The sequence below is a fragment of the Clostridium grantii DSM 8605 genome (assembly GCF_900129965.1).
Taxonomy (GTDB): Bacteria; Bacillota; Clostridia; order Clostridiales; family Clostridiaceae; genus Clostridium_AF; species Clostridium_AF grantii.
This window is the reverse complement of the sequence record NZ_FQXM01000008.1, coordinates 74,589-90,650: the sequence shown is the minus strand read 5'-3', so window position 1 is coordinate 90,650 and position 16,062 is coordinate 74,589. Positions and strand designations below refer to the sequence as shown.

Annotated in this window: 8 protein-coding genes; 6 read left to right on the top strand and 2 right to left on the bottom strand. The window is 29.0% G+C overall.

The annotated features are described in order from the left end of the window. The first annotated feature begins 22 nt into the window (after nt 1-22). Nucleotides 23-2,476, top strand: a complete 2,454-nt coding sequence (locus tag BUB83_RS08880) for a sugar phosphate nucleotidyltransferase (RefSeq protein WP_073338105.1) — start codon at nt 23-25, stop codon at nt 2,474-2,476. 36 nt (nt 2,477-2,512) lie between these two features. Here the strand turns inward: BUB83_RS08880 and BUB83_RS08875 are convergent, their stop codons facing one another. Next, a complete protein-coding gene (locus BUB83_RS08875) occupies nt 2,513-2,755 on the bottom strand; it encodes an AbrB/MazE/SpoVT family DNA-binding domain-containing protein (protein ID WP_073338104.1) in 243 nt (80 codons plus the stop codon). Nucleotides 2,756-2,970: 215 nt separating this feature from the next. On the opposite strand from BUB83_RS08875, the gene BUB83_RS08870 reads away from it, so the two are divergent. From BUB83_RS08870 to BUB83_RS08855, 4 genes are all read left to right on the top strand, one after another. Next, nucleotides 2,971-3,396 carry a SoxR reducing system RseC family protein gene (locus BUB83_RS08870; protein ID WP_073338103.1) on the top strand — a complete coding sequence of 142 codons (426 nt, stop codon included), beginning with the start codon at nt 2,971-2,973 and terminating at the stop codon, nt 3,394-3,396. A gap of 222 nt (nt 3,397-3,618) precedes the next feature. Next, nucleotides 3,619-7,917: a 2-hydroxyacyl-CoA dehydratase gene (locus BUB83_RS08865; RefSeq protein ID WP_073338102.1), complete on the top strand. Its 4,299-nt coding sequence runs from the start codon at nt 3,619-3,621 to the stop codon at nt 7,915-7,917. A 160-nt stretch (nt 7,918-8,077) separates the two neighbouring features. Then, a complete protein-coding gene (locus BUB83_RS08860) occupies nt 8,078-10,657 on the top strand; it encodes an ABC transporter substrate binding protein (RefSeq protein WP_073338101.1) in 2,580 nt (859 codons plus the stop codon). Further along, the gene (locus tag BUB83_RS08855; RefSeq protein WP_073338100.1) at nt 10,647-11,714 is read left to right on the top strand and encodes an AI-2E family transporter; all 1,068 of its coding nucleotides are present in this window, start codon (nt 10,647-10,649) and stop codon (nt 11,712-11,714) included. The genes BUB83_RS08860 and BUB83_RS08855 overlap by 11 nt, the downstream gene beginning before the upstream one ends. A 121-nt stretch (nt 11,715-11,835) precedes the next feature. Here BUB83_RS08855 and ptsP read toward each other — a convergent pair whose 3' ends face one another. Continuing rightward, nucleotides 11,836-13,458: a phosphoenolpyruvate--protein phosphotransferase gene (gene ptsP / locus BUB83_RS08850; protein ID WP_073338099.1), complete on the bottom strand. Its 1,623-nt coding sequence runs from the start codon at nt 13,456-13,458 to the stop codon at nt 11,836-11,838. Between the two features lie 433 nt (nt 13,459-13,891). On the opposite strand from ptsP, the gene BUB83_RS08845 reads away from it, so the two are divergent. Next, complete coding sequence (locus BUB83_RS08845; RefSeq protein ID WP_073338098.1) at nt 13,892-15,892, top strand: sigma 54-interacting transcriptional regulator; 2,001 nt, start codon at nt 13,892-13,894, stop codon at nt 15,890-15,892. Nucleotides 15,893-16,062: the final 170 nt, after the last annotated feature.

Here is a 16,062-nt window from a genome sequence, read left to right as displayed (position 1 = left end):
TGATTATATGGAGGTGGATAGGATGAAAGCTATTATAATGGCAGGGGGTAAGGGGACAAGACTTAGACCACTGACTTGTAATATTCCAAAACCAATGATGCCAATACTAGAAAAACCTGTTATGGAATATACCATAGAATTACTAAAGAAACATAACATTATGGATATAGGAGTCACTTTAGCTTACTTACCAGATAAAATAATTAGTTACTTTGGAGATGGGAAAAACTTTGGAGTAAATTTAATGTATTTTCTTGAAGACAAACCTTTGGGTACAGCAGGAAGTGTTAAAAATGCTGAAAAATTTTTAGATGATACTTTTATTGTTATTAGTGGAGATGCTTTAACAGATATTGATATTTCCCAAGCAATAAAATATCACGAAAGTAAAAAATCAATTGCCACATTAGTTTTGAAGGAAGTTTCTGTACCGCTTGATTATGGTGTTGTTGTTACAGAAAAAGACGGTATGATTAAAGGATTTTTAGAAAAACCAAGTTGGAGTGAAGTCTTTAGTGATAAGGTAAATACTGGAATTTATGTGCTTGATCCAATGATATTTAGTTTTTATGAAAAAGAACAAAAATTCGATTTTAGCAATGATTTATTTCCAATACTTTTAAAAGAATCTCTTCCGATGTATGCATACGTTGCTGAAGGATATTGGTGCGATATTGGGAATATACAACAATATTTTAAAAGTCAAGTGGATGTATTGAAGAAAATAGTTAAAGTTAATGTGAAAGGAACAGAAATAAAAGAAGGGGTTTGGTTAGGTAAAAACTGTGAAATACATGAATCATCTAAAATAGTAGCTCCAGTTTATATAGGAGCTAACACTAAGATATATGAAAATACAGAAATAGGACCTTATTGTTCTATTGGAAGAAATAATATTATATCTAGAGGAAGCACAATTAAAAGAAGTGTTATTCTAGACTATTCATATATAGGTGATAATGTAGAAGTTAGAGGAGCAGTTTTGTGTAAAAATGTTCAATTAGAATCAAGAGCCTCGGTTTTTGAAGATGCGGCTATTGGGGATGAAACCATTATTGGTTCTAGAACTATAATTAAACCTGGTGTGAAAATATGGCCTAATAAAGTTATTGAGGCTAGTACAGTGGTTAAAACCAATGTGATATGGGCTGGAAATGTTTCAAATTCATTGTTTGGTAAAAAAGGCATATCTGGTGAAATTAATGTGGACATAACCCCGGAACTAGTGTCTAAAATAGGATCAGCTTATGGAGCTATACTTAAGAATAATGCAAGGGTTGCTATAAGTTGCAGTGATGATGGAGCTGCGCAAATGTTTAAATATTCTTTAGCAACGGGATTATTATCTTTGGGAATAGAAGTTTATGATTTTAAAAGAATGACATTAGCCATGACAAGATTTGCTACATTATTTTTTGGTGTTAATGGAGCTATTCACGTAGCTGTTGACAGAGAAGAACCTCAAAATGTAAATATATTTTTTATAGATAAAAATGGTGTAAATATTGATAAAACACAAGAAAGAGAAATTGAAAATAATTTTTATAGAGAAGATTTTAGGAGAATCAAGTATGATGATTTTAAGCAAATAACTCATATATCTGATACTTCGGAAATTTATTATAGATCAATTATTAACAGATTATCAGTGAAAGAAATAAGAAAAAATAGATTTAAAATAGTTTTATCCACAAGAAATCATTTACTAAATGCTACAGTACAAAAAATTCTTTTTGAATTAAAAGTTAATGTAAAAATATATGATAATTATAAAGATTTAGTTGGTATGAGTAAGGAAATAAAATCTAGCGGGGCAGATTTAGGCGTAATCCTTTCAGATGAAAGTGAGAGTGCAATTATTATAGATGAAAAGGGGAATATAATTAAAGAAGATCTTTATGAAGGTCTTAAAAACTTTATTATGTTAAAATCATCTAATTTGCATTATTTGGTAGTGCCTGTTACATCTTCAAGGATTATGGAAAGTATTGCAACTATGTGTTCAGTGGAATTTATTAGAACTAAAACTTCTCACAAAAGTATATTAAAAGTTTATTTAAATAAAGAAGATGAAATAAGTAGAAGAGAGATTATTGACTCTTATTTGATAAGTCTTGATGCACTTTCAGTTTTATCATTGACTTTGAATTTTATGGCGGAATCAAATATAAAACTTTCTAGTATCGTGGAGAAATTCCCTTTATATTATAAGAATAAAAAAGATATCTTATGTCCTTGGAATATGAAGGGTAAAGTTATGAGAAATTTGATTGAAGAAAATCCTTCTAAATCTATTGAATTGATTGAAGGTGTAAGATTAAATTACGAAGAAGCCTGGGCACTTGTGCTCCCAGATTCGGATGAACCATTTTGTAGACTTTTTGCTGAAGCTAATAATTATAAGGAAGCAGAAAGAATATCCATAGAATTGTCAAAAAGAATTGAAGATTTGGTAAGTGCAGATATTGAAATATAAAAGAAACTAGTGGCTTGTACCACTAGTTTCTTGCATTTAGCTGTCTTTTAATATTCCATGACAAGTTTTACATATGTTCTTGCCTTTAAAATTAGATATATCCTTAGCATCTCCACAGAAGATACAAGAAGGATTATATTTCATAAAAATAATTTGATCTTCATCTACGTAAATTGCTAAGGGATCTTTGATATTTATATCTAAAGTTCTTCTCAATTCTATAGGTATTACAATACGGCCCAATTCATCAACTTTTCTTACTATTCCTGTAGATTTCATATAATTCATCCCTTTCCTACCTTATTCGACATGCTTCAATTATATTTTAGCAGGAATAACATAAAAAGTCAATAATTATTATTAAACTTTAATGATTTCAAACAATCAATTAAAATCAAAAGCACATAATAAAAATGGGATTAAAGATATATTTTTTATGATATAATTATAATGTTATATCAAGACAAAAGTGAATTGAAAGGTGTTGAATTTTAATGAAAGAAATTGGAGTTATTAACAAGCTTGTTGGTGATAAAGCTTTTGTGAGTTTTCAACGTAAATCTGGTTGCGGTGATAGTTGTGCATCTTGTAAGTCCAAGTGTGGTGCTACTTTTATTAATACGGAAGTTTTTAATGGAGTAAATGCTAAAGTTGGAGATAGGGTAAATGTAGAGATAGAAAATAAATCATTCAACAAAATGATGTTTTTTGCTTATATTTTACCACTTATTATGCTTATACTAGGGACTGTAAGTGGAAATAGTATGTTTGAAAATATGGGGTATAAGAATCATGAATTGTTTGGATTTTTAATAGGTGTGGCTTTTTTGGGATTATCTTATTATATTTTAAAAATTATAAATGATAAAATGAAAAAAGATAAAAATTCTTTGTTAAGAATAACTAAAATTTTGAAATAAAATAATAATAGATAAATATTGTGCAGACTTAATGTATATTAAAAATATTTATCTATTATCATAATTTTTATTAAAAATTAACCATTAAAATGGTATAATATTTAATAATTGACAAACATCTATAGTTGATTTATCATGAGTTTAGCCAAAGAGTTAAGCTCTTTTAGTTTTTTTTCTTTTATTTTTCACTGGAGGTGAATTACAGCTAAGCTGTAAGGAATTATGATAAATACATTTTATATGGGTTTAGACGTTGGATCTACAACTGTAAAAGTTGTTGTTTTAAATAAGAACAAGGGTATTGAGTATTCAACTTATAAAAGACATTATTCGGATATAAAAAATACTATTACTTCATTAATTGAAGAAATATGTGAAAAGTTTACTAAACAAAATGTAGCTATTGTTATAACAGGTTCAGGAGGACTTTCAGTTTCTAAATGGTTAGAGGCAGAATTTGTACAAGAAGTTATTGCATGCACTAAAACTGTAGAAGAATATATACCTGAGACGGATGTTGCAATTGAACTAGGTGGTGAAGATGCAAAAATCACTTATTTTGACAAATCTATTGAACAAAGAATGAATGGTACATGTGCAGGGGGAACAGGGGCATTTATTGATCAAATGGCGGTACTGCTAGAAACGGATGCTACAGGATTAAATGAGCTTGCTAAAAATCACAAAATTATTTATCCTATCGCTTCTAGGTGTGGTGTATTTGCTAAAACAGATATTCAACCATTACTTAATGAAGGAGTTTCTAAAGAGGATATTGCGGCATCTGTTTTTCAAGCGGTTGTTAATCAAACGATTAGTGGACTTGCGTGTGGAAAACCCATTAAAGGAAATGTAGCATTTTTGGGAGGACCTTTATCATTTTTATCTGAACTTAGGGTAAGGTTTATTGATACTTTAAAGTTAACTTCCGAAGAAATTATTTTTCCGAAGGATGCTCAGTTGTTTGTAGCTATGGGAGCGGCTTTATCAGCTTTTGAAGAAAAAGTTATATCTTTTAATAAACTTTTTTCTAAAATTCCAAATATAAAGCAAACAAGAAATCATGAAGTGCAAAGATTAAGAGCGCTATTTGAAAATGAAGAAGAATACAATGAATTTAAAATTAGACATTTAAAAAATAAAGTCCATAGAGGCGATTTAAATAAATACAAAGGTAATTGTTATCTGGGTATAGATGCAGGTTCTACTACTACAAAAGCAGCACTTATAGGTGAAGATGGTGAATTATTATATTCTTATTATGGAGGGAACAAAGGCAATCCATTAAATCAAACCATAGTAATCTTAAAAAACTTATATAGTTTGATTCCAAAAGAGGCTATTATCGCAAAAACTACAGTTACAGGATATGGAGAATCTTTAATAAAGGCTGCTTTAAATATTGATATAGGTGAAATAGAAACAGTGGCTCACTATAAAGCTGCAAATTTCTTCTTGCCCGGGGTGGAATCTATTCTTGATATAGGTGGACAAGATATGAAGTTTATGAGAGTGAAGGACGGAATAATAGAAGATATTCTATTAAATGAAGCTTGTTCTTCAGGCTGTGGATCTTTTATTGAAACTTTTGCTAAATCTCTTGATATGTCTGTAGAAGATTTTGCAGAAGCAGCAGTTCATTCTAAAGAACCTGTAGATTTAGGTTCAAGATGTACAGTGTTTATGAATTCTAGAGTTAAACAGGCTCAAAAGGAAGGCGCTACTGTGGGAGAAATTTCTTCAGGACTTTCCTATGCTGTTATAAAAAATGCTTTTTATAAAGTTATAAAAATGAGAAATCCAGATGAAATTGGGGAAAAAATTATTGTACAAGGAGGAACTTTATATAATGATGCAGTTTTAAGAAGCTTTGAATTGATTTCTGGTAAAGAAGTTATTAGACCGGATATATCAGGAATTATGGGTGCTTTTGGAGCAGCGCTTATTAGTAAAGAAAAATCTTCGAAAAAATCTATATCTAATATTTTAACTATAGAAAGATTAAATGATTTCACGGTGAATATAGATCATAGAAGATGTGGAGCTTGTGGGAATAATTGCTTATTAACGATCAATAAATTTCCAGATGGAGGAAGATTTATTTCGGGGAATAGATGTGAAATTGGTTCTGGAAAAGCTAATGAGAATAAAGATGTACCTAATTTATTTGAATATAAATTTAATAAAGCATTTGATTTTAGGTCTGTTGAAAAATCAACAAAAGGTAGTGTTGGGATACCAAGAGTATTAAATATGTATGAAAACTACCCATTTTGGCATACTTTTTTTACAGAACTAGGATATAAAGTGGTTTTGTCAGATAGATCATCAAAAGAAATTTATGAAATGGGAATGGAAACTATTCCGTCAGAATCAGTATGTTACCCAGCAAAAATTGTACATGGACATATAATGAATTTAATTCAAAAAAATGTGGACATGATATTTTATCCTTGCATACCTTACGATAAAAAGGAAGATGAAAATGCAGATAATAAGTATAGTTGTCCAATAGTAACATCTTATCCAGAGGTTATTAAAAACAATATGGATATTTTAAAAGAAGAAAAAATTAAGTTTTTGAATCCTTTTCTTCCCATGGATTTACAAGATAAGTTAGGGAAAAGATTATTCCAAGAATTCCATGAGTATGGCTTTTCAAAAAAAGAAATACTTAATGCAGTAGATAAAGCATGGAAAGAAAGGGAAGATTTTAGAAAAGATATAAGAGATAAGGGGGAAGAAGTACTAAAATATCTAGAAGAAACAGGTAGAAAAGGTATAGTAGTAGCTGGTAGGCCTTATCATGTGGATCATGAAATAAACCATGGACTTACAAATTTAATTACTGAGTTTGGAATGGCTGTATTAACGGAAGATTCCGTTGCTCATTTGGGTAAGATAGAAAGACCTTTGAGAGTTGTAGATCAATGGGTTTATCATACAAGATTATATGGTGCAGCTCATTATGTGGCAACTCAAAACAATTTAGAATTAGTTCAATTAAATTCTTTTGGATGTGGGCTAGACGCGGTAACTACAGATCAAGTTGGAGAAATTCTTAAGGGATATAACAAAATCTATACAGTGTTAAAAATAGATGAAGTAAATAATTTAGGTGCGGCAAGAATAAGAATACGCTCTTTAAAGGCTGCTATGGAAGAAAGAGAAAAGTATGGGTTTTTACCTAAAAACGAATATAAAATAGTGGAAAGAGTTCCTTTTACTAAGGAAATGAAAGGTAAGCATACAATATTAGCACCTCAAATGTCACCTATACATTTTCAATTTTTAGAAAGTGCTTTTAATACTGAGGGATATAATTTAGAAGTTTTACCATCAGTGGATACAGAGGCAGTAGAAGAGGGACTTAAATATGTAAATAATGACGCTTGTTATCCTTCAATTATAGTTGTTGGGCAGATGATTAGTGCTCTTAAATCAGGTAAATATGATTTGAATAATATTTCATTAATAATGACTCAAACTGGTGGAGGATGTAGGGCCAGTAATTATATTGGGTTCTTAAGAAAAGCACTTAAAGAATCAGGCATGGAACATATACCTGTAATTTCTTTAAATTATGTAGGATTAGAGAACAATCCAGGATTTACAGTAACTCTTCCATTGATTAGAAAAGCCTTGATGGGATTACTGTTTGGGGACTTATTTATGAGAGTTCTTTACAGAGTAAGACCTTATGAAGAAGTTAAAGGTTCGGCTAATGAACTTTATGAAAAATGGGTAAATAAAGCTAAAAAAGTTATAGCAGAATGTGATGTTAAAACTGCTAAGAACTATATAACTCATATTATTAATGAATTTGACCAACTTCCGCTAATTAATATAAAAAAGCCGAGAGTGGGAATCGTAGGAGAAATTTTAGTTAAGTACCATCCAATTGCTAATAATGATATTATATCTGTATTAGAAAATGAAGGTGCAGAAGCGGTTGTACCAGATCTGATTGACTTTTTCTTGTATTCTGCTTATGACGAAACCTTTAAATATAAATATTTATCAGGGTCTTTAAAGGCAAAGGTCATGGGTGATATAGCCATATGGTATATTGAAAATTTTAGAGGCCATATGAAAAAACAACTGAAAAAAAGTAAAAGGTTTGGGGAATTGTCTACAATAAAAGAAATAGCAGAAGGCGCAGAACCTATTTTATCTTTGTGTAATCAAACTGGTGAGGGATGGTTCTTAACTGGTGAAATGGTAGAGCTTATTCATAGTGATGTAAAAAATATAGTATGTATTCAACCATTTGCATGTCTTCCAAATCACGTAACAGGGAAAGGTATGATAAAGGAACTTAGAAGAAAATATGAAGGAGCTAATATTGTTGCTGTAGACTATGACCCAGGAGCAAGTGAAGTTAATCAATTAAATAGAATTAAGTTAATGCTTGCAGTAGCTAATAAGAATTTAGAAGATAATAATAATTTAAAAGAAACCATGGTAGAGGATTCCATTTATGAAAATGTTAAGTTGGATACTAGTGTGGAGAGTATTTAAGAATTAAATAAATGCTATGCTTATATTTTATATAAGCGTAGCATTTATTTTTATAAGTATAGCATTTATTTTATGTAAATTGTAATAATTTATCAGATTGGTAAATTTGTTATGATATAATATAAGTAATGATAGAATGAATAAAGAGAGGTAATAATATATGAGGAGGAACATAAGAAAAATAAAAACTATTACTTTTTTTATAATATCAATACTTTTATTTAACGGATTTAATTCAGTGAAAGGGATAAGTAAGTTAGATAGTAAAAGAAAAATTTTAGTTATAAACTCTTATAATGAAGGATACAAGTGGTCTGATGATATAGTAACAGGGATTGAGTCTAAGTTTGATGAATTTAATGAAGAATTTGAAATTTCTTTAGAATTTATGGATACAAAGAGAGTAAATGACAAGATTTATTTAAATAATCTTTATGAGTTGTATAAGAATAAGTTTAGTAAAGAAAAATATGATATTGTAATAGCTTGTGATGAAGCGGCTTATCAGTTCATTTTGGAGGCAAAGGATGAAGTTTTCCATAGCACACCTGTGGTTTTTTGCGGTGTAAATTATTTTGATTACTCCCAAATTGAAAATTACAAAGATATAACAGGAGTGGTGGAAAGCTACGATATAGTGGATACCTTAGAAACAGCTTTAGAAATAGACAAAGATGTAAAAAATGTGTATGTAGTTAGTGATAACTCTTTGACAGGGCAGTCGGTTAAACATAATTTAGATGAAGCAAAAGAAAAATTTGCTTCAAAAATGAAGTTTTATGATCTTTCAAACAAAGATTTAAAGGAAATAGAAAATCAAATAAAAAACCTATCAAAGGACAGTATAGTCTTATATTTATTTTATTTTGAGGATACAAAAGGTGTGAAATATACTTATGATGAAGCTATAAATATTATATCAGAAAAAACTCAAGTGCCTATCTATACTGTATGGGATTTTAATTTGGGGAATGGAGTCTTAGGTGGAAAAGTAACAAGTGGCTATTATCAAGGGTACACAGCTGCTGGAATTGCTTATAGGATTATACAAGGGGAAAGTGCTGAAAATATAAAAGTTATACAATCGGAAGGTAATTTTTTTCAGTTTGACTATGAGCAAATGAAAAGATTTAATATTGAAAAATCAGCATTGCCTTGGGATAGCTTGATAATAAATGAATCTTTTCAGGATAAGAAAAATATTTTGGTTTTAAATTCTTATCATCATGGAATGCAATGGACAGACGATATCGAACAAGGACTTACTAGTGTTCTATCAAAGGAAGAGTTTTCTTTTTCCTTTGATTATATGGATACTAAGAAGAATTTTGCTCCAGATTATATTAAGAAACAATCAGACCTTTTAAAAACTAAGTATGAAAATAAAAAATTTGATTTAATAATAACTACTGATGATGATGCTTTTGTTTTTGTGAAAAAATACGGACAGGATATTTTTCAAGATACTCCTATAATTTTTTGTGGTGTGAATTATTTTGATGAAAATAGCTTTAATGAAATGAATAATATATCTGGGGTGGTAGAAAGTATAGATATAAGGCACACTATAGATTTAGCTATAAAGCAAAATCCAACCTTAAAAAAGATTTTTGTGATAAATGATTCTACTGTGACAGGAAAAGCAAATGCAAAATTAGTAAATGATTTATGTTTGGAGTACAGTGGGAAAGTTGAAATAAGATTTACAGAAGAAAGTACTATATATGAATTACTAAATTATATAAAAATACTAAAAAAAGATTTCTGTATTTTGCTAATGACATATAATAAAGATAAAGCTAATAATAACTTTGACTATTATAGTATAGGAAAATTAGTTTCTCAAGCAGCAAATGTTCCTGTATATGCTTTATGGGATTTTTATTTGGGCACTGGTGTTGTGGGCGGAGTTATGACAAGTGGCTTAGAACAAGGGCAAATAGTTGGTAATATAGGAAGAAAGGTTTTAGAGGGGGAAGATATTAATTCTATATCTCCTATTTTAGATAGTCCTAATAAGTATATGTTTGATTATAAAGCAATTGAGAGATTTGGAATAAACGAGAGTACTATACCTGAAGATAGCATAGTAATTAATAAAGCCCCTTCTTTTTACATAACTTATAAAAGGGAATTAAGAATTCTATTAGTATCTTTAATATTAATAGGATTAGTTATCGTAATAGCTATGTTAGAATTATCAAAAAGCAAGTTTAATGAAAAGAAATTAGAGCTATTAGCTTCAACAGATCAAATGACTGGAGTATATAATAGAAGAAAAGGAATTAGTATTTTAGAAAAAGAAATGAAAAATTGTACAAATAGTGGATGTTACCTTTCGATTTGTTTTATAGATGTTGATAATTTAAAAATAACCAATGATACATTAGGACATGATGAGGGAGATAAACTAATTAATAATGTATGCAATATTTTGAAGGAGTCTATAAAAGAGAAAGATTATTTAGTTAGACTAGGTGGAGATGAATTTTTAATTATACTTCCTTGTAGTGAGGAAATAATAAAAGAAAGTTTAACTAGAAAAATAGAAAGTAATTTAATTAAGTATAATGAAGGTAATGATAGGAAATATAAAATTAGTATTAGTTATGGATTTAGTGAATTTAATCCACAGGATGAAATAAATGTTGATGAACTTATAATCAAAGCGGATAGTGAAATGTATGCTGAAAAACAAAGAAAAAAGAACGAGGGGTTAGGGAAAAATAATGAAATTTAACAATAAGTTTTATAATTATGGATTGGGAGTACTTTTGATATTAGTTATCTTATTTATGATGTCTAAAATTACATTTATTATTGAACCATTGATGGTTATTTTAAATACTTTATTTATTCCATTTTTATTTGGGGGGTTTATTTATTATTTATTCAGACCTTTGATGATTTTTCTTCAGAAAAGAGGAGTTAAAAGGAATTTAGCAGCTGGAATAACCTTTGTAGTATTTATAGGTTTAATTGTATGGATTGTTGGGTATAGCGGAAATAGTGTTACTGATACTTTTTCTGAATCTTATGAGGAATTAACACTAAAAATTGATAATTTACAGGGAAGTTTTTATAAAAATTTACAATTACTAAATATTGATGAGGAAACTATAAAGAATTTAAATGATAGTGTAATCCCGTATTTACAGAGTTCAGCAAAAAATATTTCTAAAAGTTCATTGAATTTTTTATCAAATGTAGCCAGTGTTAGTACTATAATAATTTTAGTTCCAATCGTTGCCTTTTATCTTTTGAAAGATGGAGAAAAGTTTAAGCAAAATATAATTGATATGATACCTAGTAAAAAAAGAAACTATTTTGTTAAACTTATTAAAGAAATAGATACGACCTTATATACATATATATCAGGGCAGATGTTTGTAGCTTTTTTTATAGGATTGCTTATGTTTATTGGGTACACTATTTTAGGAATGCAAAATGCTCTTGCTTTAGGTATATTTGCTATGATAACATCAGTTATACCATTTTTAGGTCCTTTTTTAGGAATACTTCCTGCCTTACTTATAGCTTTGATGACGGACATAAAACTCTTGCTTTGGATTATAGTTTTATCCATAATAGTACAGCAGATAGAGGGTAAATTTGTTACTCCTAATATACTGGGGAATAAATTAAATATTCATCCTTTAACAGTTATTTTCATGATCTTTATTTTTGTATCATTGTTTGGAGTGATTGGTGCTTTTATTGCTATACCTACTTATTCAATAATTAAAGTTATTATAAAATCATTATATGATGAATTTAGAAATAAAAATAATGAGTGATAGTATAAAAATATTGAATATTAATATACTCAAAAGGCAGCATCCTGGGTGGGGATGCTGCCTTAATTTGAGAGTAGACTAGATTACAAATGTGGTTTAAACCACAGGGACTAACTAAAAATTAAACATCTTGATTCATTATAAGTTCTTTAGCTCTTAATATTGAAGAAGCACTCATTGAGAATTCATCTAAACCATATTGTACAAGTGTTGGGATTACAGTTTCATCTCCAGCAGCTTCTCCGCACATGCCACACCATTTACCTTGGCTATGAGCTCCGTCAATAGTCATTTTAATAAGTCTTAAAACAGCTGGGTGCATTGGGTCATATAAGTAAGAAACTTTTTCGTTCATTCTATCAGCAGCTAAAGTATATTGAATAAGGTCATTTGTTCCAATACTGAAGAAATCTACGTATTTAGCAAGTTCGTCAGCACAAACTGCAGCAGATGGGATTTCAACCATCATACCAACTTCAAGATTCTCGTTGAAATCTTTACCTTCAGATCTTAGTTCTTCCATACATTCTTGTAAAACTTCTTTTGCAGCTAAGAATTCACTAAGGGAAGCTATCATTGGGAACATTATTTTAATATTTCCATAAGCAGATGCTCTAAGTAATGCTCTTAATTGAATTTTAAATATGTCTTTTTTATCTAAACATAATCTTATTGCTCTATATCCTAAGAATGGATTCATTTCTTCTGGTAGAGGAAGGTATGGAAGTACTTTGTCTCCACCGATATCAAGAGTTCTTATAACAACAGGTTTTTCACCCATTTTTTCAGCAACATATTTATAAGAGTTAAATTGCTCTTCTTCTGTTGGCATTTCATTTCTATCCATGTATAAGAATTCAGTTCTAAATAAACCAATACCTTCTCCACCGTTTTCTAATACTTGATTAACATCTTCAGCTTTACCAATGTTACCACATACTTCAGTACGTTTTCCAGCTTTTGTTATAGTTCTTACATTGATTAAAGATTTTAATCTTTCTTTTTCTTTTTCGAATTCAGCTTGTTTAGCTTTGTACTCTTCTATAGTTGCTTCATTAGGGTTGATTATTACAATACCTTCAGAACCATCAACAATAACAGTATCACCATTAGTAACGCTAGTTGTAATATCATTTAAACCTACAATTGCAGGGATTTCTAATGTTCTTGCCATTATAGCACTATGAGAAGTTCTTCCCCCTATATTAGTTAAGAAAGCAACTACTTTTGATTTATCAAGTTGAGCAGTATCAGAAGGAGTTAAATCGTGAGCAACAACTATAGAATTTTCAGCTAAATCATCAACTTCACCAGTTGAAGAGTTTGTAAGATTAGCAAGTACTCTATTACCTACGTCTTTTATGTCAGAAGCTCTTTCTCTCATGTATTCATCATCCATAGAACCGAAAATTCCTACATACATATTTATAATTTCACTAGTAGCTTTTACAGCATTATCTTTATCATTTTGAATTTTGTCAATGATAGCAGAAGATAATTCAGGATCATCTAAAAGCATTATATGACTGCTGAAAACAGCTGCTTTATCTGCACCAAGTTCTTTTTCAGCTTTATCTCTAATTTTAGCTAATTGATCTTTTGATGCTTCTAAAGCAACATTTAAATTTGATATTTCACCTTCAACATCAGTGATTTTAGTGGTGTCAATTATAATTTCTGTATCTTCCTTTATAACTATAGTACCTATTGCATATCCTTTTGAAGCAGCAATTCCCTTTTTCATTTTATTTCCTCCTCATTATTATAAAAAATATACTTATTAAAAGTTTGTGAAGATATTGGAAATATATTCGCAATATCTTTTTTATTTGAATAAAAGTTAACTTTTCAGATAAAATAATCAAGGATTTTATCGAAAAGAAGATATATTTTGTTTTCTTCATTAAATTATATAAGCAATTTATGTGCCAAGTATATAGAATAATTATTTAAACACTGATATAATTGAAATAAAGCTATTTAAGTAAAATTTAGAATTAATAATGCGCAAAATGTTTGATAAAAATTAGCAAGTTAATAAGTTGAAATTTAGTAATAGTATTAAAAAAGAGAATAAATTGCTAAAAGACTGCTATTTTAAAGGGAAAGTAAACTTGATAAAAAATATCAATCAACTTTTTAGGTTATGATAAAATATATCAACGAAAGGAAAACATATGTATATAGAAAAACTGAAAATTCTTATTGATAATGGAATACATACAAGAATTGCTGCTATGATTGTTCATAAAGCAGATCAAATAAAATTAAAACAGGGGATAGAACTTTTTATAAAAAATTCAAAGTCAGAACCAATTGCTATTAGTATATTAGCCTTAATATCTTTGAGAATTCATGAAGGAGAGGAAATAGAAATTTCCTGTAAAGAAGACACCAAAGAAGCAAAAAACGCTGTGAAAGAATTAATTGAACTTATAAGCAGTAATTTTAATAAAAATGATGAAAGTTTTGCTAGTTTGGATGCTATTTTAGAAGAAAGTGCAATAGCAAATGAGCAAATTATTCAAAGTATTCCAGTAGGGATCCTTGTTATTGATGCAGATGGTAATATTACATTGATGAATGAATATGGCTTAAATTTAATAGAGAAAAAAAGAGAGGAAGTTATAGGTAAATTTGTAAAACAAATCATACCAACCTCCGATTTGCCAAATATATTAGTAACTAAAACCAAGAAATTCGGAAATATACAACACATAAATAATCGTATTGTTATTGCCAATAGATCACCAATTATTTCAAATAACAAATCCATAGGTGCAGTGGGTATTTTCCAAGATATTTCTGAATTAGTTGGTATAAAAGAATTAAATGAAAAATTAAATAAAATATTGGAGACAACAAATGAAATGATTTGTTTTGTTAATGAAACAAGAGAAATAACTTATGTTAATCCTGCTTATAAAAAACACTTTAAAATAGATGATAGCAATGTATTAGGAAAGGACCTTATCAATGTTTCGCCAGATGGTTTGAGAATGAAAGTGTTCAATTCCAAACAAACTTTAGAAAATGTGGTGAGAGCAAAAGGTAAATTGAATCTTATTACTAGTGTGTATCCGTTATTTATTGATGATAAATTTAAAGGGGTATTATCTATAGGCAGGTCTGAGAGAGAAATAAAAGAATTAGTTAAAAAACTAGATGAATTTGAAGAGGAACTAAATTATTATAAACAAGAACTTAAAAGGCATAATATTTTAAATAGCTCTTTCTCAAATATTATAGGGAATAGTAGCAGCTTAAAGGATTGTTTGGTAATAGCTGATAAAGCATCAAAGTACACCTCTACAGTACTTATAAGAGGGGAAAGTGGTACAGGAAAGGAACTTATTGCTAAAGTAATCCATAACAATTCAGATAGGGCAGACAAACCATTTGTTAGAATAAATTGTGCAGCAATTCCTGAGAATTTAATTGAAAGTGAGCTTTTTGGATATGTTAAAGGAGCTTTTACTGGCGCAATTAAGAATAAGCCAGGTAAATTTGCAATAGCTAATGAAGGAACAATATTTTTAGATGAAATAGGTGATTTACCTAAATCTATGCAGGTTAAATTATTAAGGGTATTGCAAGAAAAAGAATTTGAGCCTGTAGGTGGGATAACTACAGAAAAGATTGATGTAAGGATAATATCGGCAACAAATAAAAATTTAGAAGAAATGATGGAAAAAGAAGAATTTAGAGAAGATCTGTATTATAGATTAAATGTTATTTCTATTTTTCTACCTCCTTTGAGAAAAAGGAAAGAAGATATTAATATATTAGTGGAATACTTTATAAATAAAATTTCTTCTAATATGGGCAAAGATATAAAAGAAATTGATAATGAAGTTTTACAGTTGCTACAAAAATATCACTGGCCTGGAAATATAAGGGAACTTGAAAATATTATTGAAAGAGCTATAAATATGTGTGATGGAAATGAAATTACTATTGAAGATATGCCTATGTATATATCAAATTTAAAAAATACTAAAGCAAAGCTCATTAATATAATAAATGATGAAGTTATGCCTTTCGAGGAATATGAAAAGGAAATAATTGAAATTGCTATGAAAAAGTATGGAAGTTTCAATAAAGCGGGCAAAGCATTAGGATTGACTCATAGAACTATTTCTTTGAAGTGTAAGAAGTATGGCTTAGAGAAAGATTGAAGGTTAGAAAAACCGAATCACAAAATTCAACTAAAAGATAATTGAATCTCAAAGTGAATTTTGTGGTTTATTTTTTTATAGAATTTATCAGAATAAATGATTATACATAGAGAAACCGTTTCAATCAAGAGTAAAACTATAAATAATGTCTATTGTTAATAAGGTTTACT

What these genes read in the sequence shown, in the direction of transcription:
- BUB83_RS08845 (WP_073338098.1), top strand. Translation starts at nt 13,892, where the DNA reads ATGTATATAGAAAAACTGAAAATTCTTATTGATAATGGAATACATACA.
- BUB83_RS08865 (WP_073338102.1), top strand. Translation starts at nt 3,619, where the DNA reads ATGATAAATACATTTTATATGGGTTTAGACGTTGGATCTACAACTGTA.
- BUB83_RS08855 (WP_073338100.1), top strand. Translation starts at nt 10,647, where the DNA reads ATGAAATTTAACAATAAGTTTTATAATTATGGATTGGGAGTACTTTTG.
- BUB83_RS08875 (WP_073338104.1), bottom strand. Translation starts at nt 2,755, where the DNA reads ATGAAATCTACAGGAATAGTAAGAAAAGTTGATGAATTGGGCCGTATT.
- BUB83_RS08880 (WP_073338105.1), top strand. Translation starts at nt 23, where the DNA reads ATGAAAGCTATTATAATGGCAGGGGGTAAGGGGACAAGACTTAGACCA.
- BUB83_RS08860 (WP_073338101.1), top strand. Translation starts at nt 8,078, where the DNA reads ATGAGGAGGAACATAAGAAAAATAAAAACTATTACTTTTTTTATAATA.
- ptsP (WP_073338099.1), bottom strand. Translation starts at nt 13,458, where the DNA reads ATGAAAAAGGGAATTGCTGCTTCAAAAGGATATGCAATAGGTACTATA.
- BUB83_RS08870 (WP_073338103.1), top strand. Translation starts at nt 2,971, where the DNA reads ATGAAAGAAATTGGAGTTATTAACAAGCTTGTTGGTGATAAAGCTTTT.